Raw genomic sequence first — 24,838 nt, 5'->3', positions numbered from 1 at the left:
ACCGCCTGGCGCGGGATCAGGGGCCCGCCGAAGACGGCCGCGCCGCGAGCTTCGGGTCAGCGGAGCCGGAACACCGCGACCGCATCGGCCAGCTTGCCGGCCTGTTCCTCCAGTGAGCCGGCGGCGGCAGTGGCCTCCTCGACCAGGGCCACGTTCTGCTGGGTGACGCCGTCCATGTGGGTGATGGTGTGGTTGACCTGCTCGATACCGGTGGCCTGCTCGTCCGAGGCCGAGGCGATCTCGCCCATCAGGTCGTTGACCCGGCGCACGGCCTCGACGATCTCGGTCATGGTGGCGCCGGCCTCGGAAACCAGGGCCGCGCCCTGGTCGACACGCTGCCCGGACTGGCTGATCAGTCCCTTGATCTGCTTGGCCGCCTCGGCCGAGCGCTGGGCCAGCGAGCGCACCTCGCTGGCGACGACGGCGAACCCGCGACCCTGCTCACCGGCACGGGCGGCCTCGACCGCCGCGTTGAGGGCCAGGATATTGGTCTGGAAGGCGATCCCGTCGATCACCCCGATGATGTCGCCGATCTGCTTGGAGGCGCGGGTGATGCCGTCCATCTGCTCGACCACCTGATGGACCACCGCACCGCCGCGGCTGGCGACGTCGGCAGCGCCAACCGCCAGCTGGCGCGCCTGGCGCGAGGATTCGGCGTTGTTCTTCACCGTCGAGGTCAGCTGCTCCATCGCGGCCGCGGTTTCCTCGAGGCTCGCCGCCTGCTGCTCGGAGCGCGCGGACAGATCCTGGTTGCCGGCGGAGATCTCGCGCGCCGCGGTGTTGATGGCGTCCACCGCCTCACGCACCTTGGCCATGATGTCGGTGAGGCGCTCGGCGGTCAGATTGGTGTCGTCGCGCATCTGGCCGAACACGCCGCCGAAATCAGCGGTGATCCGCTGGGTCAGGTCGCCCTCGGCCAGCGCGGCGAGCACGCGCTGCACCTCGGAGATCGACTGCTCGTTGGCATCGAGCATGCCGTCCACGCCCTCGGCGAGGCGGCGGAAGAAACCCTGTTTTCCGGCCACCCCGATGCGCCGCGACAGGTCGCCCGCCGCCGCCGCCTCGATGACCCCGGCCACCTCGGCCTCGACCGCGATCTCCTGGCTGCGGTCGCGCCATTCCAGCACCACGCCCAGCTTCTCGCCCTCCGCGGAGCGCACCGGCGCTGCGGTCTGCTCGAACACGCTGGCACCGAACTCGCGCTGGCTGCGGACGACCTCGGCGATGTCGATCAGACTGCGCTCGCCCGGGCGCTGCAGCACCTCCAGGGCAGCGCCCTCGATGGCCGAAGGATCCAGCGAGGGCAGCGCCTCGGCCAGGGCCGCGCCGTGCTCACGCAGCAGGCCGCGGAAGGCGGGATTGGCATAGGCGATCCTCCCCGAGGCATCGGCGATCAGCATCGCGGTGCCGGCGTTGTCGAGTGCGATCCTCACCCGCAGGTTCTGTGCGGCGATCGCGCGCTCGGACTCGATCCGCTCACGCAGGTCGCGCTGCATGCCGCGCAGGGCATCGCCGACCTGACCCACCTCGTCCTGACCACGGGCGGCGATCGGGTAGTCGAGCTTGCCTTGGGCCACCGCGTTCACCGCGGTCACCACGCCCTGCAGCGGGCGGCCGACCAGGCGGTTCAGCAGGACCGCCAGCACCACGGCCAGCACGATGACGCTGGCCACGGCGACCAGGGCGACCCGGTTGCGCACTTCGGCGACGCCGGCCATCACCGCATCGACCGGAGCGGAGACCGCCAGCATGAACACATCGCTGCCGCGACCGACCTTGACCGGCACGTAGACGCGGAACACCTCCTGACCCACCGCGGCATCGTCCTCGCGCGTGCGCACCACGCCGCCGCGGGCAAGCTCCGCCTGCACCGCGGCCAGGTCCTGGGGCCAGGCCTGGCCGAGCAGCTGGCTTTCCGGGGCGGCCAGCACCATGCCGCTGGGCGAGAGCAGCCGAACCACGCCATTGCCGTAGGGACTGACCGCCGCCAGCTCGGACTGGATCCTGTCCAGCGTGATGTCGGCCCCGGCCACGCCGATGTGCTGGCCGTTGCGCAGCAGCGGCATCATCAGGCTGGTCATCAGCACGTCCTCCCCGTCCACCGGGTAGACGTAGGGCTCGAACATCATCTCGGCGCCACGGTCGCGGGCGGCGACGTAGTAGTCCTCGCCTTCGAGGTCCTTGTCGCCCTCGCTGCCGACCGAGTGTTCGAGCGAGGGCTCGCCGTTGTCGTCGAGCACCCAGTAGATCGACAGGCGTCCCGAGTCGGTGGTGACCTGCTCGCCCGGGGAGAGCCCCGCTACGTAGGCATCCATCTCGTCCCCGCTGGGTTCGCCGGCCGGAAACGCAGGCATTCCAGCATCGTCCGCAGGTGCCTCGGAATCGTCAGGGGGCGCGTTCCAGTCCCGCGCCAGTTCGTCGTCGCGACCGTCGAAGCCATTGCGCTCGAACTCGAGCCAGTAGCCGAGCGTGCCGGGATCGGACACCGCGTAGCGCCGCACCAGGCCGGAAGCCTGATCGCGGCTGGGAACCTCCTGCTCAATCATCTGCAGGGTGGCCTCGGCCAGTCCGCGGACCATCACCAGGGGCTCGGTCGCCATCCCGCGCACTTTCGCGGCCTCGGCGCGGGCCAGCTGCTCCAGCTCGCGCAGGGCGGTTTCCTGCTGCTCGGCGGAGGCCTTCTGAAGGATCAGCCAGGCGGCACCCGCGAAGCACAGGGCGGCGACCAGGGCCAGGATCAGCGCGGTCCGCGCGGCGATCGAACGCAATCCCATCTTCGTAGCTCCCTTGGCAGGACCTGCCTTGCGAGGTGGAAGGAGGTCCCGGCCGGGACCGCGTTCGAAGAGCATACCCGCGCCGCGCCGCACATGCGCCAAGGGTTTGCCCGAGACCGGACGGCGCCGGGGCCATGGAGCCCCGGGGCCGCGCCCGGTCAGCGCGAAGCGGGCCGCCCGAGAAGCAGGGCGGCCAGCGCCAGCGGCACCGCCAGCAGATCTCCCCAGAGAATCGGCAGCAGGCCGGGGGGGAGCGCTGTCCACGGCCAGGCCAGCAGCAGGAACCCGCCATCGGCGACCAGGGTGGCCAGGATCACCGGGGCCCGCAAAGCGGGCCGCCAGAGCGAGGCCAGCAGCAGGCCTGCGAGCACACCGAACAGCAGGGCGCGATGTCGCAGCAGGATCAGGCTGCCGGCATCCAGCGCAGCCAGCCCGTAGCCGGCGCGCAGGGCCGCCTCGCCGGCAAGGCCGGCCAGCGGCAGGACGTGGATCAGGGTGAGGGCCAGGAGACAGCCGGCGACGGCGTGACGGGCGGACATCAGGCCACCCGTGCGCGCAGGCCTCGGCGCAGGCCGAGCCACTGCAGCTCGGTGATGCCGAGGACGATCGCGGCCTGGCCGAGCAGGAGACCCAGGCCGATCGCGCTCGGCGCGATCCAGTCCGAAAAGGCCAGGGCCACGCTCGCCAGCACCCACATCCCATTGCCGGCAACCAGCCAGGCAAGCCCGGGCCCGGGCTGCCGCACGCGAGGGGCCCAGGCGAGCAGGCCGGCGCCATAGGCGGCCATGAAAGCGCCAAGGCCGAGCACAGCGGCGTACGGGACGCCCAGCTCGCCGGCCAACCATGCGGCACACGGCAGGCAAAGCAGGCCCGCGGCCAGGCTGACCAGGCCATCCAGCCACAGGGCGCGCTGGATCAGGGGGCGTCGGATATCGAACAGCATGGCGGTCTCCTCGTCTGGAATGGAGCAATCCTGGGCGCGCTATCGCGTCGCGGCGATTACCTGCCGGGTAATGCCGCCGATGACCCCGCCCGGCCTACACTCGGTGCATGGACAACCCTGTTTCCCCAGCCGGCCGCCTGCTGCGCGACTGGCGGCAGCGCCGGCAGCGCAGCCAGCAGCAACTCGCCCTGGACGCCGGCGTCTCGGCGCGACACCTCAGCTTTGTGGAGACCGGCCGGGCCCGGCCCAGCCGTGAGCTGATCCTGCAGCTGTGCCTGGCGCTTGGGATTCCGCTGCGCGAGCGCAACAGGCTGCTTCTGGCCGGGGGCTTCGCGCCGGCCTATGCGGAACGCGCGCTCGACTCCGCGGCCCTCGATGCCGCCCGCGAAGCCCTGCAGCGCCTGTTGGCTGCCCACGAGCCCTACCCCGCGCTGGTGGTCGACCGGCATTGGAACCTGCAGCTGGCGAACCGTCCTGCCCGCGCCCTGCTGGGCATGGTCGACCCGAGCCTGCTGCAGGGTCGGATCAATGTGTTGAGGGTCAGCCTGCATCCGCGTGGCCTGGCGCCCGCCATCATCAACCTGGCCGAGATGCGCGCCTATTTCATGCGCCGGGTCGGCCAGCTGGCCAGTGACAGCGGCGACCCGGTGCTGGCCGAGCTTCGCGACGAACTCGCCGGATACGCTCCGCTGCCGGGCGAGGGTGCGGCAGGCCAGTCCACCGGCAACGACTTCGCGGTACTGCTGCGCTTGCGCAGCCCGGTCGGCGAGCTGGCCCTGCTCAGCACCCTGACCGTGTTCGGGGCACCGGCCGACGTCACCCTGTCGGAACTGGCCCTGGAAGCCCTGTTTCCGGCCGACGCCGAGACCGCGGAGCGCCTGACGAGGCTCGCCTCAGCGTGATCCGGGCACCAGGGGCACGGTGAACCAGAACACGCTGCCCCCGCCGCCCCTCGGCGCATAGCCGATCGTTCCGCCCATCCGCTCGACCAGCTCGCGGCAGATCGACAGTCCGAGGCCCGTGCCGCTGTGCCGCCTGCTGTCCGAGGCGTCGGCCTGACTGAAGCGCGAGAACAGCCGGTTGCGGAAGGCCTCGGGTACCCCGCTGCCGCGATCGAGCACCTCGATGCGGGCGAATGCCCCTTCGGCGCCGGCGGAGATTTCGACCGTCTGCCCGGGCGAGGAGAACTTGCATGCATTGGACAGCAGGTTCGACAGGACCTGCTGCAGGCGGTCCGGGTCGGCGATGACCGCCATCGCCGCCGCCCCCCGGGCTGCCGAGAACCGCACGTCCAGCGCTTCGGCGTAGCTGCGGTTGAGCGCCAGTGCCCGGTCCAGTTCGGCGCTGAGATCAAGTTCGCGCGGGGAAAGCTGGATCCCGCCCTGGGTGAGCTGCTCCATGTCGAGCAGATCGTTGATCAGCAGGGTCAGGCGGTCGCTGTTCTCGCGCGAGACCCTGAGCAGCGGGCGCAGGGGCTCCGGCACCTCGGCCAGGCGACCCGAGTCGATCAGGGCCAGCGAGCCGCTGATCGCCGTCAACGGCGTACGCAGCTCATGGCTTACCGTCGAGACGAAGGCGCTCTTCAGCCGCTCGAGCCGCTGGCGCTCGGTGACGTCCATCACCACGCCGAGCACGCGCAGCTGACGCCGCGAGCGCTCGCCAATGACCCGACCGGTGAGATGCAGGTCGGCCTGCGTTCCGTCAAGGCGACGGATCGCGAGATCGAGCTGTACGACCCCGTCGCCCGCCACCGCACGGCGCAGGCCTCGGGCGATCTCCCGCTGCGCGTCACCGTCGAGGCAGGCGCGCAGGACCTCGATGGGTGCGCGTCCGTCCTCCGTCGCGCCGAACAGTTCGCGACACTGCGCATCCCAGATCAGCTCGTTGCGCTCACGCCGCCACTCCCAGATGCCGATGCGCGCGACCTGGGTCGCCATGGCCGTGCGCCGGTTGGCTTCGGCAAGGGCTTCACCGACCGCGCGCAGATCGCGGGCCCGGCGCAGGCCCGCCCACCACCAGAACAGGGCCAGCTGCACGAGCAGCGAGGCGCCGACGGCAATGGCAAGCGTCAGGTCGGCCAACCTGAGCGAAATCGCCGGCACGCCGGCCGGATGGGCGACCAGGCTCCAGCCCTCGAGATCACCGCCGATGGGCACGCGCAGCAGCGCCCCGGGCCGGCTGGAGACCCGGCGGTGATCCTCTCCCTCGAAGATCACCTGATCGCCATACAGGACGGCGACTCCGGTATGCCTGAGGCTTGCCTCGATCACCGTCTCCAGCCGGTCGGCCAGACGCAACACGCCCACCAGGAAGCCCGGATCATCGCCGGGCACCGGCGCGAACAGCAGCAGGCCGAGCCCACCCTGGAGCAGCTCGATGGGTGGGGAGAGCACGACCTCACCGCTGTCTGCCGCACGCTCGAGCAGTGCCCGGCGCTGCGGATCGACGTTCGGACGCGTGCCGATCAGGGCCCGGGTGCCATCCTCGGGCTCCACCCAGCGCACCCGACCCTCCCGATCGAGGAACTGCAGCGAGACCAGGCCGGCGACATCACGCAGGAGCAGCCGCGCGTCGAGCCGCCAGGCAGGCTCCGGCCACGGTCCCGTGTCAGGTGCGCGCTCGACCATGCGCCGCAGCGGCCGATCGAAGGCATTGAAATTGCTGCGCAGGCGCGCCGACAGCCACTCCAGCTCCGCGCGCTGAAGTGCTTCGGCGGACTGTCGCTCCTCCTCGCCCAGCTCGCGCCAGAGCAGCAGGCTGCCGATCAGAAGGCTCACCACCAGCAGTTCGATCGCGAGTGGCGGCGGCGATTCCGCGGCGCTCAGCCGCGGGCGCAGAAGACGGCGCACGGCGACCGCCAGCAGGGCGAGCAAAAGCGCCGTATTGACGGCCATCAGCGTGACCCCGGGCCCGCCCAGCAGGGGCGTCCCGATCAGGGCGTAGCCGAGCAGGGCCGAGCCGGCCAGGGCAAGCACCAGCGAGACAAGCAGGCTTGCCAGCACCGCTCGCTGCTCGCCGCGCCCGGACACGAGCAGGACTACCACGCAGCCGAGCAGGAACAGGGCCACCCCCGTGGGCGGGGACATGCGCCCGGGATGGGACGTGGCCTGGGCCAGGTGTGAGCGGTGCAGCAGCTGGTCAATGCCGAGATCGTTCCCCGTGGCGTACTGCAGGGAGGAGGCAAGGCCGATCGATCCGGCAACCAGGGCCAGGGCCACGGCGGTCCGCGGTCGGGCCATGGCCAGCGCGCCGATCGCGCTGCCGGACAGGAGCAAGCCAAGCGCGGTGTTGAACTGCATGGGCGTCAGGCCCGGCAGCACCTGGATCACGGCATCCAGGCGCAGCTTCCAGGCGAGCATCACCAGCGCGGCACAGGCAGCCACCGCGAGCGCGACCAGCGCCGCTGCGGGGTCGCGGTCGGGGTGGGTGCTGGAATCGCGGACCGTGGGCGAGGAAGGCATCCTGCGCCGAGCTTAGCCCGAACGCGGCAGGGGAGCGCGCCCCTGCCGCGGCGAGCGGATCAGCGGACGCTGATTTCCTTCAGCAGATGGCCCGCGGGATAGACCTTCTCGAGGGCCTGAAGCATGGCCTGCGGGTGCACCGACACCGCACGGTTGACGCTGCCGTCCATGAAGAAGGCGCCACCCAGCGAGTGGATATTGCCATCGAAGATCAGCCCGACGACCTCGCCCTGGGCGTTGATCAGCGGGCTGCCGGAATTGCCGCCGATGATGTCGTTGGTCGAGACCTGGTTGAAGCGCGCGTCCATGTCCAGCTTCGGCCTGGCCTCGACCCAGCTCGGCGCCAGCTTGTAGGGATCGTAGTCGCTGGCCCGGGCGTAGAGCCCGTCGATGGTGGTGAACGGTGCCACCGGCTCACCCTTTTCTTCCCAGCCCTTGATGGTGCCGAAGGACAGGCGCAGGGAGAAAGTCGCGTCCGGATACACGCTGGTGCCCTTCAGGGCGAATCGCGCAGCGGCCAGCTGCTCGGCCGCACGACGTTCCACCGACTGGATCTCGCCCTCATAGCGCTGGCGCAGCTCGCGTCCGAAACGGTCGACGCTGCGCGCCAGCACGATGGCCGGATCCTCGCTGGCCGCGACGGCCTCGGCGCCGCCCTCCCAGAGCTGCTCGCGCAGGGCGGGGTCGGCGAGCTTCGAGTTGTCGACGATGTGCGCGGCCAGCGCCTCCGGCGAGCGCTTGCCCAGCACCTCGCGCACAAACGGATGGTCGGCGCCGAGTAGTTCGCGCAGCTTGGACAGCGACCAGCCCAGCTTGACCTTCTCGTACTCGGGGTACATCGGCGACTTGGCCAGCAGCCGTGCGCGCACCGCCGGCAGGCCGGCCTCGGCGAACTCGCGCAGGCGCTGGCCATCGGGCTTGCCGCGCTCCTCGGCGCCGCGGACCAGGGTCTCGGCCCAGCCGACGTGCTGGCTGATGAAGCCCAGCCCGCCCTCGACCAGCGAATAGTCGACGTAGAGGTCGCGCCAGGCCTGCTGCACGCCGGCGATCTCCTGCCAGGGATCGCCGTACTGCTCGCGCCGTCCGGCATCGGCCATCACCCAGTCGCGCAGGGCCTTCTCGGCTTCGGCCTTCTCGGCCATCACCGCAGGCGCCAGCAGCGCGCGGAACATGCCCGAGCGCGCCTTGAAGCCGTTCTCGACGCTGACCAGGTCGCTCTGCGCGATGCGCGCGTTCTCTTCGCTCTGGCTGCCGAACTGGCGCAGGATGCCGCGCATCTCGGCGGCGAACATCAGCCGGAAGGGCAGCACGGTATCGCGCTGGGTTTCCAGCTGCGAGACGGTCAACAGGCGCTGGGTGCTGCCCGGATGGCCGAGCGTCATCACCAGCTCGCCTTCCTTGGCGCCCTCGGCGCGGACCGCGAAGTGTTCCTCGGGCTGCAGCGGCTTGTCGTCCTGGTAGACGCGCAGCAGGGCCATGTCGAGGTTGTAACGCGGGAAGTTGAAGTTGTCCGGATCGCCGCCGAAGAACCCCGATGCGTACTCCGGCGTGAACACAAGACGGACGTCCTGGTAGCGGCGGTACTGGTAGAGGTGCTGCACGCCGCCCTGGTAGAGCTCGACGATGTCGCAGCGGCTGGTCTTGCTGTCATCGCCCACGCACTCGGACTCGATCTTCGACTGCTCGGCCTTCTTGGCATCGTTGTAGGCCTTGCCGGAGAGGCCGAGCGTCGCCGTGCGGATGCGCTCGGTGACGTCCGCGGTCTTCTCCAGCTGGTTGATTTCCATCCCCGGGCACTGCTGCTCCTCGCCACGTGAGGCGGCCAGGAATCCGTCGTTGACGTAGTCGTTCTCGGCCGAGCTCAGCTGCTGCACGCAGCCCAGCACGCAGTGATGGTTGGTAAGCACGAGGCCGGTGGGCGAGATGAAGGACCCCGAGCAGCCGCCGGCCAGGCGCACGGCGCTCTTCATCGAGCGCTGCAGCCATTCGGCACCGGGATCGAAGTCGTACTGCTGCTTGAGCGACTCGCGCGGCAGGTTGTCGAGGGTCCACATGCCCTCGTCGGCGGCGACCGGGACAGCAAGGGCAAGCAGGACGGCAGTGGCGAGAACGCGCATGGCGGGCTCCGGATGGCTGGACCCGGCATCCTAGCGTCCACACCGGGCCGGGCAAAGCGCCCGGGTCACGGACGGCCGCGGCTCGCCCTCGTCTTGCCGAAGGCTTCCGTGTCCCGGGTGCCGGGCCGCGCGCCAGGCACGCGGCGAGACGCCGTGGGCGCGGCGAAACGCGCGGCTGAAGTTGGCGACGTCGCCATAGCCGAGTGAAAGGGCCAGCGCGGTGATCGGCTGGCTGCCCGCAGCGAGCGCCGCCCGCGCCCTGGCCATGCGCATATCGGATGCAAGCGCGCGGTATCCAACGCCTTCGCGCTCCAGCTCCCTGGCGAAACTGCGTGTAGAGAGGCCGAGCAGGCCGGCCAGCTCGGCCTGGGTGGGAAGACCGCCCTCGGCCTCTCGCAGCATCATGCCGGCCCATTCGGACAGGCCGCCCCGGTGGCGCAGGCGTTCGCGCTCGGCCTCCAGCCGCCCGCGCGCCTCCTCGCGCAGGCCGCCGGCTTCTCGCTGGCGCCGGCCCAGCAGCAGGGCCTCGGGGAGCCGGACCACGAAGCGCGGCAGCCCCCCGATGCCGAACCGGCAGCGATGCGGCCTGAGCAGGGGCTGGCTGCGGACCGGCGCCGGCGCGGGCAGTGCGCACTCGACCTCAAGCAAGGGAAGCGGCCGGCCATGAAGGTAGCCGAGTTCGGCGAGCAGGCCCGTCAGGATGGTGTCGAGATGCAGCCGAAGCGTGGCGGCGCCGAATGCCAGCCGCGGCATGACCTCCACTTCGCCCGCACCGTCCTGCATCCGGTAGCGCAGCAGGAATCCGGGCGAAAGCAGGGAGAAATAGCGCGCGGCCAGGCGCAGTGCCGCGTCGAGGGTCGGCGCGTCGAGCAGGGCATGGCCCAGGGTGGCGTGCTCGGCAGGCGGGATCGCGGCCCCCAGCCGCCAGCCCAGGTCGCTGCCCCGGAACAGCGCCAGCGCCGCCAGCGACAGACGCTCGACCTCCTGGATGCGCAGCGAGCCATCGGGCTCGAGCAGGCGTCGCGCGGGAATCCTCGCCCGCGCCAGCAGGTCCTCCGCTGGAACGCCCTGTTCGGCGAGCAACAGTCCGAGCCGCAGGTAGTAGCGCGCGGGCAGATTCGCCGTATCGGGTCTGGGTCCACCCATCGCCCAGGACACCTGGCAGAAAATGACAAGTATCGAGCTTAGCGCCGGAGCCAGTCTTGTTCCATCCGACAGAGGCGACACCCATGCAGCAGACAATGGCCTCCACGCCGCGCGACCTGCCCGCCCGTCCCGCTCGCGCGGTCTGGCTGATCGCACTCAGCGTCCCCCTGCTGCCGGTGCTGTCCTGGTGGGCGAGCCGGGGACCGATGGGCGAGTTCGCCTGGTGGCTCGCGCCCTGCGTGCTCTACGGACTGGTGCCCCTCCTCGACCAGCTGCTTGGCGAGGATCCACGCAATCCCGATGAGGCCCAGTCCCACGGACTGGCTGCGGATGGCTGGTATCGCGGCGTGCTGATCGCCTGGCTCCCGCTGCACTACGCCGCCCTCGTCCTCGCCGCCTGGGTGGTGGCCAACGAGACGCCGGGCTGGATCGGCTGGCTCGGCATGATCGCCAGCCTCGGCCTGGTCGCCGGCGGCGGCATCAACGTCGGCCATGAACTGGGCCACAAGCGCGGCGCGCTCAATGCCTGGCTGGCAAGGCTTGCGCTGGCCCCGGCCTGCTACGGGCACTTCGTGGTCGAACACAACCGCGGCCATCACGTGCGCGTCGCCACGCCCGAGGATCCGGCCAGCGCGCGGCTCGGCGAATCGTTCTGGCGCTTCCTGCCGCGCACCCTGCTCGGCAGCCTGCGCTCGGCGTGGACGCTGGAGCGCGAGCGCCTGACCCGCGAGGGCAAACCGGTGCTGCACTGGCAGAACCAGAACCTGCAGGGATGGTTGCTCAGCCTGCTGCTCGCGGCAGCCCTGGTCGCCGCTTTCGGCTGGATCGCCCTGCCCCTGTTCCTGGCCCAGGCCTTCTATGGCGCCAGCACGCTGGAGGCCGTCAACTACATCGAGCACTACGGCCTGCTGCGCCAGCGTGATGCCAGCGGACGCTACGAGCGCTGCCAGGCTCAGCACTCATGGAACAGCAGCCGGCGACTGTCCAACTGGCTGCTCTACCAGCTGGAACGCCACGCCGACCACCACGCCCACCCGCTGCGCCCCTACCAGCTGCTGCGTCACTTCGAGGACAGCCCGCAGCTGCCGGCCGGCTATGCGGCCCTGGTCCCCGCGGCCTGGATTCCGCCGCTGTGGTTCGCATTGATGGACCGCCGGGTGATCGCCTTCTACGGCGGCGATCGCAGCCGCTGCAACCGGGGCTGATCCGCGACCTTGCATCGGCCCGCCCGCCTGCAGTGAAATGCGGGAAGGGAGCCGTACTGCATGCGGCGCAGAGGGGGCAAGGCATGGACGAGAAGTACCGCCTGATCACGCGCAGCGACTTCGACGGCCTGGTCTGCGCCGTGCTGCTGAACGAGCTGGACATGGTCGACGACATCAAGTTCGTCCACCCCAAGGACATGCAGGACGGCAAGATCGAGGTCGGCCCGCGCGACATCAGCTGCAACCTGCCCTATGTCCCCGGCATCGGCATGGCCTTCGACCACCACCACTCGGAGACGGTGCGCAACCCCGGCGAGCGCGACAACCACGTCATCGACGCCAGCGCCCCCTCGGCCGCACGCGTGGTCTACGACCACTTCGGCGGGGCCGAGCGCTTCCCCACCATCAGCACCGAGATGATGGAAGCCGTCGACAAGGGCGACTCGGCGCAGTTCAGCATCGCCGAGATCCTTGAGCCCCGCGGCTGGGTGCTGCTCAACTTCCTGATGGACGCGCGCACCGGCCTCGGCCGCTTCCGCGAGTTCCGCGTCTCCAACTACCAGCTGATGATGGACCTGATCAGCTACTGCCGTGACCACGGCATCGAGGACATCCTGCAGTTGCCCGACGTCAAGGAGCGGGTCGAGCTGTACTTCGAGCACGCCGAGCGGGCCAAGGAGCAGATCACCCGCTGCACCACCGTGCACGGGAACCTCGCCGTGCTCGACCTGCGTGGCGAGGACACCATCTACGCCACCAACCGTTTCACCATCTACGCGCTGTTCCCCGAGACCAACATATCGATCCACGTCATGTGGGGCCTCAAGCAGCAGAACACCGTCTTCGCCACCGGCAAGTCGATCGTCAATCGCACCTCGAAAACCAACATCGGCGAGCTGATGCTGAAGTACGGCGGCGGTGGCCATCAGAACGCCGGCACCTGCCAGGTCGAAAACGACCGCGCCGACGCGGTGCTCAACGAGCTGATCGAAGCCATCAACCGGAATGGGTGAGCCGGGATTTCGAGCTGCGTAGCAGCGAGCCGGCGAACGCCAGAGCGCATGCAGGCGCTCTGGCCGGAACGAGCCGGGGTTTCGAGCTGCGTAGCAGCGAGCCGGTGTGCGAGGAAAGCTCGCCGTAGATGCGAAGCGGTCGAACGCCAGAGCGCATGCAGGCGCTCTGGCCGGAACGAGCCGGGATTTCGAGCTGCGTAGCAGCGATCCGGCGTGCGAGGGAAGCTCGCCGCAGACGCGAAGCGGCCGAGCGAGTAAAGCTCGCCGTAGCCGCGAAGCGGCCGAAAGCCTTACCGCATTGCACGGAACAGCCGCCTTCCGGTGTGCGTCGGGTACAAGCCGGCGTCCAAGGAGAGTCCGCAGCAAAAGTGAATTTGCCAGCGAGCCGACGGCGGCGTAGCGTGCGGTCTCCGGCATTGGCGCAAACGGCGTGTCGAAGATGCCCACCCTGACCAGGACCCGCTGGCTCAAGGCCGTGGTAGGCCCGGGCCTGCTGCTCTTCCTCCTCGCCTCTGCCGCCCACGCTGCCCCTGTCCTCGACGGCGTCATCGCGGCCAGTTCAGGTGACGGCCATACCTGCGCCCTGCTCGAGGATGGGCGCGTCTTCTGTTGGGGCCGCAACCAGTTCGGCCAGCTGGGTCTGGGGCACTTCACCGAGCAGAAGTCACCGGTAGAGGTCACCGGCTTCAGCGCTGCCGTCGCCGAGCTCAGCGCCGGCGGCTCACACACCTGTGCGCGCCTGGTCGACGGATCGGCCATGTGCTGGGGGTCGAATTCCTCAGGGCAGTTGGGCGACGGCACGACGCAGATCAAGTCCTCGCCCACGGCGGTGTCCGGCCTGCCCGGGCCGCTGCAGCGACTCTCCGCCGGCACGACGCATACCTGCGCCGCCACCGTGTCCGGTGCTGCGCTGTGCTGGGGAAACAATTTCGTCGGTCAGCTAGGCGATGGCAGCACTACGTTCCGCTCCGTACCGACCCAGGTCAGCGGACTGGTCAGCGGCGTCAGCGACATCACGGCAGGTGGTCGTCACAGCTGTGCCATCATCAACGGCGGCGCGCAGTGCTGGGGTGGCAATTCGGATGGCGCCATCGGCGACGGGACCTTCACCCAGCGCGACGCACCGGTCGCGGTGTCCGGCCTTGCCAGCGGCGTGGCCCAGATCCTGGCCAGCGAGAACGACCGCCGCGGCACCCAGAGCTGCGCGCGCATGGACAATGGCGAGATGCGCTGCTGGGGCATGCGGGTGATCAGCGACGCTTTCCAGACCATCGAAGCCACGCCCACCCTGGTCGGGGGCCTCGGCGGCACCGTGCTGGACATCGCCATCGGTGGCGTGCAGCGCTGTGCACTGGTTTCCGGCGGAGCGGTGGCCTGCATCGGAGACAACAGCTTCGGCCAGCTGGGTGACGGGACCACCGAGACCCGCACTTCACCGGTGGCGGTGCAGGGTCTGGAAGGGACCATCACGCGGCTGGCCGGTGGCCTGGCCCACACCTGCGCCATCAGCAGCGACAAGCGGCTCCAGTGCTGGGGCAACAACGGCTTCGGCCAGCTGGGCACCGGTGACTCGGAAGACCGGGTGGTCGCCACCCCGGTGGCAAGCCAGCCCTTCGGCCTCAGCCGCATCGCCACCGGCTTCTCAACCACCTGCGCCGTGGGCACTTCAGGCGAGCTCGCCTGTTGGGGGAACAACTGGTTCGGCCAGATCGGCGACGACAGCTTCCTGACCCGCCTGCTACCGACACAGGTCGGCCCGCCGGGAAGCTACCAGGAGGTCGATACGGGGCTGGAGTTCAGCTGCGCCATCGACTCTGTGGGCGGCGTGGACTGCTGGGGCATCAACGTGCAGGGCCAGCTGGGCGCCGGAGTGACCGATTTCAACATCGAGCGACCGACCGCGGTCGTCGACCTCGATAGCCCGGCCGTCGATATCGCCACCGGACGCTTCCACACCTGCGCCGCGCTGCAGTCCGGCGCGGCCCGCTGCTGGGGCGACAACACCGGCGGCCAGCTTGGCGACGGCGGAACGGTGGCGAGCAACCGTCCGGTTGCAGTGAGCATTTCAGGCAGTGCGGAACAGATCGGCGCCGGCGACCAGCACAGCTGCGCGCGCCAGGGTGACGGCAAGGTGATGTGTTGGGGCGTCAATTTCTCCGGGCAGCTCGGCGTCCCGGGCGGCTCCAGCGGAACCCCGGTCGAGGTGCAGGGCCTGCCCGCGGCAGAGGGGCTGGCGGTGGGAAACAACCATGCCTGCGCGTTCGACCAGGCTGGCGCGCTGTACTGCTGGGGTTCGAATAGCCGTGGCCAGCTGGGTGTGTCAGGCACGTTTGCCTCGGCCACCCCGCAGCTGGTGTCGGGCTTCGATGCGCCGGTCACGCAGGTGGGTGCCGGAGACCTGCACACCTGCGCCGTAACCCTGTCCGGCAGTCTCTGGTGCTGGGGCTTCAACGGCGACGGCCAGCTTGGCGATGGCAGCACGATCAACCGGTCCACACCCGTTCGCGTCGGCAACCTGACGATCCGCTACGCGCGGGTGGATGCCGGCACCTCGCACAGCTGCGCGATCGATGACACGGGCGCAGCCAGCTGCTGGGGACTCTCCGACTACGGCCGCCTTGGCGATGGCAGCTCCGGCGGCCGCTTCCTGCCGGACACGGTGATCGAGGACTCGGCGAGCCGCGAGATCGCGCTCGCGAGTGACGGCGCCGACGACGACTCCGCTGAGCCGGTGAGCGATGCCCAGGGCCGCTACGTCGTGTTCCGCTCGGATTCGGATTCGCTGGTGGCGGGCGACAACAACCTCTCTCCGGACATCTTCCGCCGCGACCTGGTCACCGGTGCTGTCCAGCGTGTCAGCGTGGATGATGCGGGCCAGCAGATCAGCGGAGCTTCCGGCGAGCCGTCCGTATCGGCAGATGGCCAACTGGTGGTCTTCGTCGCCCCCGATGCCGCGGTGCGCAAGCTGAGGGGCGAGTCGAAGAAGTCCGCGGACGCCCGGCGCAAGGGCAGCAGCAGTGGCGTCTTCATGCGCAACATGCTGACCGGCAGCACCCGCCGCGTGGCCACCGCTCCCGAAACCGGGGCCAAGCCGGTGCTGGCTCCGGGCGGCAAGGCGGTCGTGTTTTCGGGCGCGGTATCCAACCCGATGCAGGGCGTGCCGGGCCAGATCAATGTGTTCCGGGTGCCCCTGCAGGAAAGCGGGGGCGAGTTCATTCCGGTCGCTCCCGACAATCCGCAATGCCTGTCCTGCGCCGATGCCGGCAGCGGTCTGATGGCCAACGGACCGAGCCGCAATCCGGTGGTGTCCGCGAACGGCAATATCGTGGTGTTCGAGACCGAGGCCAGTAACCTCGGCGGCCAGTCCAGCCCGTGCGCGAACCCAGGCACCGCGCTGGTCATGCGCAACATGCTCACCGGCAGCAGCCAGACCATCGCGGCGCCCGGCAACGCCCAGCAATGCGGCGCGGCCGGCGCCGGAAGCAGCCGCCCGCAGGTCGACTATTCGGGAACGCGGATCGCGTTCGAGAGCTCGCTGCCGCTTTCGGGTTCGGACAAGAACGGCCTTCCCGACATCTATCACCTCGATCTGTCCAGCGGAGCGCTGATTCGTGTCAGTGAGGGCAGAGGCCAGGCCGACGGCAACGGCGCGGCTCTGGAGCCCCGCATCTCGGGCGACGGGCGCACAGTGAGCTTCAGTTCGCAGGCGCGCAATCTGGTCGCGACCGAGGCGGACAACAATGGCCTGTCCGACGTCCATGTGTTCTCGCTGCGCGAGGGAAGCCTTCGTCGCCTCGACCGTGGCGGGACCGGCGACATCGCGAACGGCGCAGGCACGCGTCCGGCGCTGGACTACATGGGCAAGCGGCTGGCCTACGAGTCCTCGGCCAGCAACCTGTCCGCTTCCGCGGCGGGCGGGCAAAGCAATATCTTCGTCCGCGAGACACTGGTGGATCCGGACACGCTGTTCGCCCACGATTTCGAGTAGACCGCGGGCCAGGGCAGCCTCGATCACCCTCGCAGGGACTGCCCACCGCTTGCCCTCCAGCGGGCGCGACGGGCTCCTCGCTACTCGAAACCCGTGCGCAGCAGGCAGGTTCCGGTGCAGGCCGCGCTGGCCGCCGGCGCGGTGAAGTTGAAGCTGTAGTTCACCGGCGTGCCGTTCTGCGGCGTCATCGTGCAGGCGACCGAGCCCGACTGGGCGGAGCCTCCCAGCACCATGCGCGCCACCACCGGCGCCACCGTGCCGCCTACCGCCACGGTCTGCGGCGAACCGGAGCCGATGCTGACGCCGCCGCTGCCGCTGCAGACCAGCTGGGTGGTGCCGGCGGCCGCTCCGCCGCTGGCCTGGAAGCTGATATTGGCCGACACCGTCGTGCCCGACGAACCACCGGCCAGCGCCGTGGTGCTGTTGTTGAGCGGCGAGACCGGCGACAGGGTCGGCCCGACTGGCGTCGCGGGCGGCGCGGGATAGATCACCAGTGCACCCGCCCGGTCGTCGCTGCCCAGCACGGCGCCACGGCCATCGTTGTGGGCCTGGGAGCGCATCGTGGCCTCGTTCTGCTCCGGACGCCCGCTGCAGGAGCCGCTGTCCGCATCGCCGCAGGAATGATCGAAGCCGATCGCGTGGCCCACCTCGTGGGCCAGCAGGTTGGCCCCGTTGGCACCCGAATTGCCGTCGAGGAAGCAACCGGCGTTGTCCTGGACGATCACGTCCGCCGCCGAACGCCGGAACCAGCTCTGGCCATTGAAGCTGGTTGCCGGGGTGTAGGCGAAGGAGCCACCGATGGCGAGCACGCCGCCTCCGCTGCAGTTGAAGCTGCCGGAAATCTGGTTGTTGGGATCGTTCCAGTACACGTGCCCGGCAAGGCAATTGTTCTGGCCACCGGCGACGCAGCTCGGCGCCGAGGCCTGGGCGCCGACGTAGTGCATCTGGATCCGGCTGCCGGCATCGTTCTGCCAGGCCGCCAGCGCCTGCTGCAGGGACGCGAACTCGTCGAAGCTGGTGTTTGCCTGCCCGCCCGAGCCGGCGGTCCAGGCCAGCGACTGGCCGCTGTCGAACTGGAACCAGCGGGCGGGGCCGCTGCCGCTGCCGCCGAAATCGAAGACAGTGAAGTTGAACTTGGATGACTGCAGCGCCTGCAGTTCGCCACGCAGGTAGTCGGGAGCCCGCCGGGCGCCGCGGGCGCGGTCAGCGATCCAGCGCTCGAAGGCCTCCGGGTCGCGCGGCGCGTGGTAGCGACGGAGCACCGCGTCCTTCGACAGGTCGGAGGACATCTCCAGGTAGCGCACGTAGAACTGCCCCTTGGCTGTCTGCTCCCGGCCGAACAGCCCCATGCTCAGCTGCTGGGCGCGCAGCGAACCGTCCTCGGCGCGGCTGTAGAACAGCAGCAGGGTGGTGCCTTCGCGCAGGCCGGGGACTCCCGGCACGTAGTAGCCACCGCCCTCCTCCAGCCGGGTGCCGGGCAGGGCGAGGATCTCGGTCGCGGCCGTCTTCGGCCCGGACAGCACCTGGTTGACGGTCAGCAGGTAGCGGGTCTCACGATCGCCGCCGGCCAGCGGCAGCCGCGAGACCACGGTGACCCGGGCCACGCCCTCGGCCTCGTCGAACAGGTCCTCGTCGGCCATCATCACGTAGCTCAAGGCCGCCGCCGGCCCGGAGAACCACGCCAACGCCAACGCCAACGCCACCGCCAACAGCCACACCGCACTCCACATCCGCACCATCTGCCACCTCGAAACGCATCGAAGCCGGCGGGAACGAAGCCGTTCGCCGCCGGTTCGATGAATCTATCGAGGGGCAGCCCTCGGGGACGCGCAGCGGTTCACAAACCGCGGGATGCGCGCCCCCCAGGACGTGGACCGGGTCACGGTTTCGCCCATCGGCCCTATTCGAAGCTGCTCCCGAATAGGTGATCCGGGTCGACCACCTGCACCGAGTTCACCGCGCTGTTGTTGCCGGGATCCGGATCGCCGACCGACGAGCTGCTGGACACGGTGTGCGTGAGCATCGTCCAGTCGCTTCCCGACGGGGCGACGTCGATCGTGTAGGTCGAGGTGAAGCTGACCGAAGACGAAGGCGCCAGCACGCCGAGATCGCAGGGATAGGCGGTGACGCAGTCGCCGGTGTTGGAGACGAAGGCGAACCCGGCGGCCCCCCAGTCCTCGGCCGTCACGCCGGTCGCCACGCCGCTCCCGTTGTTGGTGATGGTCACGTCGAAGGTGACGGTGTCACCGAACGAGCCGGTCTGCGCCGAGGCGACCTTGCTCACCTCGAGGTCCGCGCCGGGAGCCGCCTGCACAGTGATCGAATGGCCGTCGCTGTTGTTTCCCGGGCTCGGGTCGCTGACCCCACCGCTGACGCTGGCCGTGTTGGTCAGCACAGTGCCGGGCGCGGTGCCGTCATCGACCCGGAAGCTCGCGTTGATCGTCGCGCTGCCGCCCGCACCCAGCGTACCCAGCGCGCAGGGGAAGGCCGTGGTGCAGGCGCCGCTGTTGGCGACGAAGCTCATGCCCGCCGGCGTCGGGTCGGTCACCAGCACATCATTGACCGCGATGCTGCCAAGGTTCTGCACCTGGATGGAGAAGGTCACCGTCTCCCCGGGCACTGCCGTGGTGCTGGTGCTGCCCTTGCTCAGCGAGAGATCGGACTCCGCCGTCGGCGTGCCGGTGGTGTCCTGCTGGTTGAACTGCCAGTTCACCGTACGCTCGAAGCGGACCTCGGCGGAGCTGATGGCGATGTCCGAACTGCCGGAGATGCCAACGCCGCCCACCGAACAGAAGGCGAAGCCGGCGCCGGCCGAGAAGCGGACCACGATGTCGCAGCCGCTGGTCGTCTCGCCGACGTACTGCAGCTGTGGCGTGTAGTCATCCACCGTGCCCTGGACGCCGTCACGCCCGGCCCGCGCAACGCGCAGCAGGGTGACGTCGGCCGGAGCCAGGTTGCGAACGTGGTTGTTGGTGCAGATCACCGGGAACATGATGTTCTGCGTGGCCGGCTGCCCGCGCAGCGAGCTGGTGTTCGCCGAGGAGGGCGAGCACGGCGCGAACGAGGTCGAGATCTCGGCGAAGGCGTGGCCGATCGGCAGGTCGCCGAGGCTCACCGAGTGGGTGACGCGGTCGACGGTGGCGGGCGGCAACTCGAACGGATTGTTCACGCCCTTGCGGAACCAGCTGATGTTGACGTCGTCTCCGCGCACGTCGTCGCGGCTGCCGCGCCGGGCATCGGCGCCGGCATCGGTATTGAGCACCCCGTTTCCGCCGGTCTGCACGTTGGCGTAGTAGCGCGCCGCCTCTGTGGCGCCGGCGGCGGCCTGCTCGCTGGGCCCGACGGCGCTGTGGCCCATGCCGAGGCAGTGACCGACCTCGTGCAGCAGGACCGACTCGAAGTCGGCCGCGCCCCCTGGGTTCACCACCACGTTGCCCAGCACCGGCTGGTTGCGGTTGAAGGTCGCCATCGCATTGCGGAAGGACTGGGCCGGATCGCCCGAGGCCGGCCGCGCCGCGGGATCCAGGCAGACGCGCACCGGCAGCGTGCCTCCGGTGCCGTTGTAGCCCTGCGGGTGCACGACCTGGTTGGCCGGACGGTTGTTGAACTGCAGGAAGGTGCCGGACTGCGCGGCTCCGCTGCAGAGCAACAGGGCGAGGCCGGAGGACACCATCAGGACCGGGAACTGGCGGCTCATGGCTGCACCTCCCCTTTCGCGTGGGCTTGGCTGGCGAGATCCTCGAACAGGCCGCGCAGCGCGGCGATCCTGACCAGTTCAGGATCGCCCGGCAGGCGCAGCTGGTCGGCATGCAGTCCGGTCCAGCTCAGCGCGCGCGGACGCTTGTCGGCACCCGACGGGGGCAGGACGAACTCGATCAGGTTCTCGTCGGCGCTGGCGTGGAAGCGCGCCGATTGCCCGGCATCCAGCGCCTTGCTCTGCGCCGCGTCGGCGGCGGCCAGGCGCTGCTTCAGCTGCCGGGTGTCGATCGACTGCACCGCGGCCGCGTCGATCTCGGCGCGCAACGATCGCCAGTCGGCTTTCGACAGGCCCATCTGGCGCGTGCCGGCGCGCAGGTCGTGCTTGGGGAAGCGCGCGAGCACGCAGCCATCGGCATGCACCGCGACCAGCAGGGCGCTGTCGGCCAGCTCGGCCAGGAGCGGCGACTGCGAGCGGTACTGGGCATAGATCGGCGCCTCGCAGGCAAGCGCCGGGCGGGCGGCGAGCAGCGCGCCAGCCAGCAGCAGAACGGTCAGGCCCGCGCGCAGCCAGGGGCCGCAGGCGGGAAGGGCGCGAGTCAGGTGTGCGTTCGAGCGCATGGCCAGGACCTCCTTGGGCACAGGGAACCGTGGCGGAGAGCAGGCGCGCAGCTAAGGCGCCGCGCGGGCGACGCGCTGGTGGCACGGAACCTCCGGACGCATGGCGCATCCGACACCGGCCTGAACTGGGAGAAGATGACCATCTGCTCGCCCCTGCCCAACCGGGACAGCATACGCCTTGCGACGCGAGCCGGCCCTTTCCCCTCCTTACGCAGCGGGCAGCAGGGAGGATGCAGCGCGCCGGCTCAGTCCGGCAGGGCGTCGATCAGCTGGCGCAGGGCACGGCCGCGGTGGCTGCGGGCATGCTTGTCCTCGGCCGACAGCTCCGCCGCACTGAGCCCGGATGCGGGGTCGAGGAACAGCGGGTCGTAGCCAAAGCCGCCCTCGCCCCGCGGCGCCTCGAGGATCCGCCCGGGCCAGCGGCCGCTGGCGATCAGCGGATCGGGATCCCCGGGATGGCGGAGCCAGGCAAGCACGCAGACGAAGTGCGCCGAGCGCTCCTCGGCCGGGACGCCGGCCAGGCGCTCCAGCAGCAGGGCCATGTTGTCGGCAGCGCCGGCCTGCGGGCCGGCGAAGCGCGCCGAGTACAGCCCCGGCGCGCCGCCCAGCGCGTCCACGCAGAGTCCCGAGTCATCCGCCAGCGCGGGCAGGCCACTCAGCGCGCTGGCATGACGGGCCTTGAGCAGGGCGTTCTCGACAAAGGTCGCCCCGGTCTCCTCGGGATCGTCGATGCCCAGCTCGCGCTGGCCCACGACCTCGAAGCCGCGCGGGCCAAGCAGGGCGCGGAACTCGGCGAGTTTGCCGGGGTTGCCGGTGGCGATCAGGATTCGGGGCATGGGGTTTAGGGCTCAGGGCTCAGGGCTCAGGGCTCAGAAATATTCTCCTCCCCTTGCGCCGCGCAGCGGCGTAGGGGGGTGAGGAGGCACGCTTGCGAGCCGCAGGCTCGCGTGCCGAGGAACGCCCGTAGGCTGCGCCGGAGGGCCGGGCGGTTGGGAGGGGGTGGCGGCGTGCCGTGCCGAAGGACCGGGCGGTCGGCAGGGGGTGACGGCATGCCGCGCCGGAGGGATCCACGAAACGCCCCACGGCGCCGGCGTTCCGGCAATCAGCCCTCCAGCGCGGCCCGCTGCGCCGCCAGCAGCTGCGAGATGCCGGACTCCGCCAGGTTGAGCATGGCGTCGAGTTCGCTGCGGCGGAAGGCATGGCCTTCGGCGGTGCCCTGAATCTCGATCAGGCCGCCGCCGTCGTTCATCACCACATTCATGTCCGTATCGCAGCCGGAGTCCTCGGCGTAATCGAGATCCAGCACCGGCGTGCTGCCGACCAGGCCCACCGACACCGCGGCCACCGCGCCGTGGACCGGATCACGCGACAGGTCGCCGCGCTTCTGCAGCGTGCGCACGGCGTCGACCAGGGCCACGTAGGCGCCGGTGATCGCCGCGCAGCGGGTGCCGCCGTCAGCCTGCAGCACGTCGCAATCGAGGGTGATGGTGCGCTCGCCGAGCGCCCCGCGGTCGACACAGGCACGCAGGGCGCGGCCGATCAGTCGCTGGATCTCCAGCGTCCGCCCACCCTGCTTGCCCTGGGCCGCCTCGCGACCCATCCGCGAGTGGGTCGAGCGCGGGAGCATGCCGTACTCGGCGGTCACCCAGCCCTCGCCCTTGCCGCGCAGGAAGCCCGGCACGCGGTTCTCCACGCTGGCCGTGCACAGCACCCGTGTGTCGCCCATGCTGATCAGCACCGAGCCTTCGGCGTGCCGGGTAAAGCCGCGCTGCAGCGCCATCGGGCGCAGCTCATCGGCGCGTCGGCCGCTGGGTCGGGAAGTCTCGCTCATCATGCCGCCTTGGGAATCCGGGGCGGCGAAGATTACCATTCGTGCTCAGCCGATACCCGGAGCGCCGATGATCCGCAGCATGACCGCCTACGCGAGCGTCGAGCGCGCCACACCCTGGGGCACGCTCTCCGCCGAGATGCGGGCGGTGAACCACCGCTATCTGGAGCTCTCGCTGCGCGCCCCCGAGGAGCTTCGCGCCGCCGAGCCCGCGGTGCGCGACAAGGTCGCCCAGCGCCTGCAGCGGGGCAAGGTCGAGCTTGGCCTGCGCTTCCGCGCCAACGCCGGCGGCGAGATGGCCCTCAACACCGACATGCTCGATCGGCTCGGCCACATGGCCATCGAAGCGCACAAGCGCTTTCCGCAGCTAAAGGTGGAGTTTGCCCAGCTGCTGCAGTTTCCGGGCGTGCTGCAGCGCGGTGAGGTCGATCCGACGGCCCTGCAGGCGGAGACCCTGCTCGCCGTGGACGAGCTGCTCTCGGCCTTCACCGAAGCCCGCCAGCGCGAAGGCGAGAAGCTCGCCGCGCTGATGATCGAGCGGCTGGATGCGATGGAGGCCCAGCTCGCCCAGATGCGGGCCTGGCTGCCCGAGATCCGGCAGACGCTGGAACAGCGGCTGCGCGACAAGCTCTCCGCCCTGCGCGAGGCCGCCGACAACGGGCGCCTTGAGCAGGAACTGGTGCTCGGCCTGTCGAAGATCGACGTCGATGAGGAACTGGACCGTCTTGGCGTGCACATCGCCGAGGCTCGCCGCGTGCTCAAGCTGTCCGAGCCGGTCGGCCGGCGGCTGGACTTCCTGATGCAGGAGTTCAACCGTGAGGCCAATACGCTGGGCTCGAAGTCGATCGATGCCCGCACCACCCAGGTTGCGGTGGAACTCAAGGTATTGATCGAGCAGCTGCGCGAGCAGGTGCAGAACATCGAGTAAGGGAGCGACGCATGCGCGGAAACCTGTTCATCGTCGCCGCCCCCAGCGGGGCCGGGAAGTCCTCCCTGGTCAATGCGGTGCTGGAGATCGAGCCGACGATCAGCCTGTCGATCTCCTTCACGTCGCGCGGCGCGCGGCCGGGCGAGCGCCACGCCCAGCACTATCATTTCGTCAGCAAGGACGAGTTCGAGACCATGATCGCAGCGGGCGAGTTCTTCGAACACGCGGTGGTCCATGGGGACTACAAGGGCACCGCGCGGCAGTCGGTGGAGCCGCAGCTGGCCGCCGGCCGCGACGTGCTGCTCGAGATCGACTGGCAGGGCGCGCGCCAGGTGCGGGCCAAGATCCCCGAGGCAATCACCGTGTTCATCCTGCCGCCTTCGCGCGCCGCACTCGACGAGCGCATGCGCAAGCGCGGCCAGGACAGCGAGGCGGTGATCCAGCAGCGCCTGGCCGCCGCACGCGAGGAGATGTCCCACCTGCACGACTTCGACTACGTCATCGTCAACGAGGACTTCGACGCCGCCGTGCAGGAGATGCGCAGCATCTTCATCGCCTCGCGCCTGCGCCGCGCCCAGCAGCTCGAGCGCCACGCCGCGCTGGTCCAGGGCCTGCTCGCAGACGACTGATCCGCCGCCCATAGGGTGCGCCTTGGCCTTGGCGCACCATGTGTGCCGCCGATCGCCCCGACCCCGCGCGCGCCCTCGCGACCGGGCGAAGCGGCCGCCATAGGGTGCGCCTGGGCGCACCGTACGTACCGCTCAGGTTGCCCCGACTCTCCGCCGACAATCAGCGCGAAGCACACCGCGAAGGCCGATGCGGACTGCACCGCGGGCCGCTACCCACTCCCGACCGCCCGGCCCTCCGGCGCAGCCTACGGGCGTTCCTCGGCACGCGAGCCTGCTCACCCGCCTCCACCGCTGCGCGGCGCAAAGGGAGGAGACAAGCCCCGAGCCCCGCCCCATAGGGTGCGCCCCGGCGCACCGTACGTACCGCTGAAATCGCCCGCCACGATCAGCCCGGCCCGCACCGCGAGGGCCGAAGCGGAAGGCATCGCACGCCGGCACCCCCTCCCAACCGCCCGGCCATCCGGCGCAAGGGGAGGAGCAATCTCCGCT

General features: G+C 70.1%; 17 protein-coding genes. 6 read left to right on the top strand and 11 right to left on the bottom strand.

All coding sequences use genetic code 11. The annotated features are described in order from the left end of the window. Window positions 1–56 precede the first annotated feature (56 nt). From M0G41_RS18685 to M0G41_RS12555, 3 genes are all read right to left on the bottom strand, one after another. Window positions 57–2,774: a methyl-accepting chemotaxis protein gene (locus M0G41_RS18685; protein ID WP_282452902.1), complete on the bottom strand. Its 2,718-nt coding sequence runs from the start codon at window positions 2,772–2,774 to the stop codon at window positions 57–59. Window positions 2,775–2,932: 158 nt separating this feature from the next. Then, window positions 2,933–3,313, bottom strand: coding sequence for a hypothetical protein (locus tag M0G41_RS12560; RefSeq protein WP_248209898.1), 381 nt, complete (start codon window positions 3,311–3,313; stop codon window positions 2,933–2,935). Beyond that, complete coding sequence (locus tag M0G41_RS12555; protein ID WP_248209895.1) at window positions 3,313–3,717, bottom strand: hypothetical protein; 405 nt, start codon at window positions 3,715–3,717, stop codon at window positions 3,313–3,315. The genes M0G41_RS12560 and M0G41_RS12555 overlap by 1 nt, the downstream gene beginning before the upstream one ends. Window positions 3,718–3,824: 107 nt before the next feature. Here M0G41_RS12555 and M0G41_RS12550 point away from each other — a divergent pair, with 107 nt between their 5' ends. Next, complete coding sequence (locus M0G41_RS12550) at window positions 3,825–4,619, top strand: helix-turn-helix transcriptional regulator (RefSeq protein ID WP_248209892.1); 795 nt, start codon at window positions 3,825–3,827, stop codon at window positions 4,617–4,619. On the opposite strand, the gene M0G41_RS12545 is transcribed toward M0G41_RS12550, so the two are convergent. The 3 genes from M0G41_RS12545 to M0G41_RS12535 are packed head-to-tail and all read right to left on the bottom strand — an operon-like array spanning window position 4,611 to window position 10,441. Next, window positions 4,611–7,178, bottom strand: a complete 2,568-nt coding sequence (locus tag M0G41_RS12545) for a sensor histidine kinase (RefSeq protein ID WP_248209890.1) — start codon at window positions 7,176–7,178, stop codon at window positions 4,611–4,613. The two genes, M0G41_RS12550 and M0G41_RS12545, sit on opposite strands and share 9 nt — an antisense overlap. Before the next feature lie 59 nt (window positions 7,179–7,237). After that, the gene (locus M0G41_RS12540; protein ID WP_248209888.1) at window positions 7,238–9,295 is read right to left on the bottom strand and encodes a S46 family peptidase; all 2,058 of its coding nucleotides are present in this window, start codon (window positions 9,293–9,295) and stop codon (window positions 7,238–7,240) included. Window positions 9,296–9,325: 30 nt separating this feature from the next. Further along, window positions 9,326–10,441, bottom strand: a complete 1,116-nt coding sequence (locus M0G41_RS12535) for an AraC family transcriptional regulator (RefSeq protein ID WP_248209885.1) — start codon at window positions 10,439–10,441, stop codon at window positions 9,326–9,328. Between the two features lie 83 nt (window positions 10,442–10,524). On the opposite strand from M0G41_RS12535, the gene M0G41_RS12530 reads away from it, so the two are divergent. From M0G41_RS12530 to M0G41_RS12520, 3 genes are all read left to right on the top strand, one after another. Continuing rightward, complete coding sequence (locus M0G41_RS12530; RefSeq protein ID WP_248209882.1) at window positions 10,525–11,646, top strand: alkane 1-monooxygenase; 1,122 nt, start codon at window positions 10,525–10,527, stop codon at window positions 11,644–11,646. Between the two features lie 83 nt (window positions 11,647–11,729). Continuing rightward, window positions 11,730–12,659: a DHH family phosphoesterase gene (locus M0G41_RS12525; RefSeq protein ID WP_248209880.1), complete on the top strand. Its 930-nt coding sequence runs from the start codon at window positions 11,730–11,732 to the stop codon at window positions 12,657–12,659. 439 nt (window positions 12,660–13,098) lie between these two features. Next, on the top strand, window positions 13,099–16,647 hold the full coding sequence (locus tag M0G41_RS12520) for an RCC1 domain-containing protein (RefSeq protein ID WP_248209879.1): 3,549 nt from the start codon (window positions 13,099–13,101) through the stop codon (window positions 16,645–16,647). An 80-nt stretch (window positions 16,648–16,727) separates the two neighbouring features. Here M0G41_RS12520 and M0G41_RS12515 read toward each other — a convergent pair whose 3' ends face one another. From M0G41_RS12515 to rph, 5 genes are all read right to left on the bottom strand, one after another. After that, window positions 16,728–18,386: a M10 family metallopeptidase domain-containing protein gene (locus tag M0G41_RS12515; RefSeq protein WP_248209868.1), complete on the bottom strand. Its 1,659-nt coding sequence runs from the start codon at window positions 18,384–18,386 to the stop codon at window positions 16,728–16,730. Window positions 18,387–18,547: 161 nt separating this feature from the next. Then, window positions 18,548–20,344 carry a DUF7507 domain-containing protein gene (locus M0G41_RS12510; RefSeq protein WP_248209866.1) on the bottom strand — a complete coding sequence of 599 codons (1,797 nt, stop codon included), beginning with the start codon at window positions 20,342–20,344 and terminating at the stop codon, window positions 18,548–18,550. After that, window positions 20,341–20,964: a hypothetical protein gene (locus M0G41_RS12505; RefSeq protein WP_248209856.1), complete on the bottom strand. Its 624-nt coding sequence runs from the start codon at window positions 20,962–20,964 to the stop codon at window positions 20,341–20,343. The genes M0G41_RS12510 and M0G41_RS12505 overlap by 4 nt, the downstream gene beginning before the upstream one ends. Before the next feature lie 245 nt (window positions 20,965–21,209). Further along, window positions 21,210–21,800, bottom strand: coding sequence for an RdgB/HAM1 family non-canonical purine NTP pyrophosphatase (rdgB, locus tag M0G41_RS12500; protein ID WP_248209854.1), 591 nt, complete (start codon window positions 21,798–21,800; stop codon window positions 21,210–21,212). 266 nt (window positions 21,801–22,066) lie between these two features. Beyond that, entirely contained in the window at window positions 22,067–22,795 is a 729-nt protein-coding gene (gene rph / locus M0G41_RS12495; RefSeq protein ID WP_248209841.1) for a ribonuclease PH, read from the bottom strand. 67 nt (window positions 22,796–22,862) lie between these two features. Between rph and M0G41_RS12490 the strand changes: the two genes are divergently transcribed. Both M0G41_RS12490 and gmk read left to right on the top strand, forming a co-directional pair. Next, window positions 22,863–23,720: a YicC/YloC family endoribonuclease gene (locus tag M0G41_RS12490; RefSeq protein ID WP_248209838.1), complete on the top strand. Its 858-nt coding sequence runs from the start codon at window positions 22,863–22,865 to the stop codon at window positions 23,718–23,720. An 11-nt stretch (window positions 23,721–23,731) separates the two neighbouring features. Then, window positions 23,732–24,349: a guanylate kinase gene (gene gmk, locus M0G41_RS12485; protein WP_248209835.1), complete on the top strand. Its 618-nt coding sequence runs from the start codon at window positions 23,732–23,734 to the stop codon at window positions 24,347–24,349. Window positions 24,350–24,838: the final 489 nt, after the last annotated feature.

Source organism: Pseudomarimonas salicorniae, assembly GCF_023156535.1.
Lineage (GTDB): Bacteria > Pseudomonadota > Gammaproteobacteria > Xanthomonadales > Xanthomonadaceae > Pseudomarimonas > Pseudomarimonas salicorniae.
The sequence above is the reverse complement of the archived record's forward strand: the minus strand, read 5'-3'. Positions and strand labels throughout refer to the sequence as shown.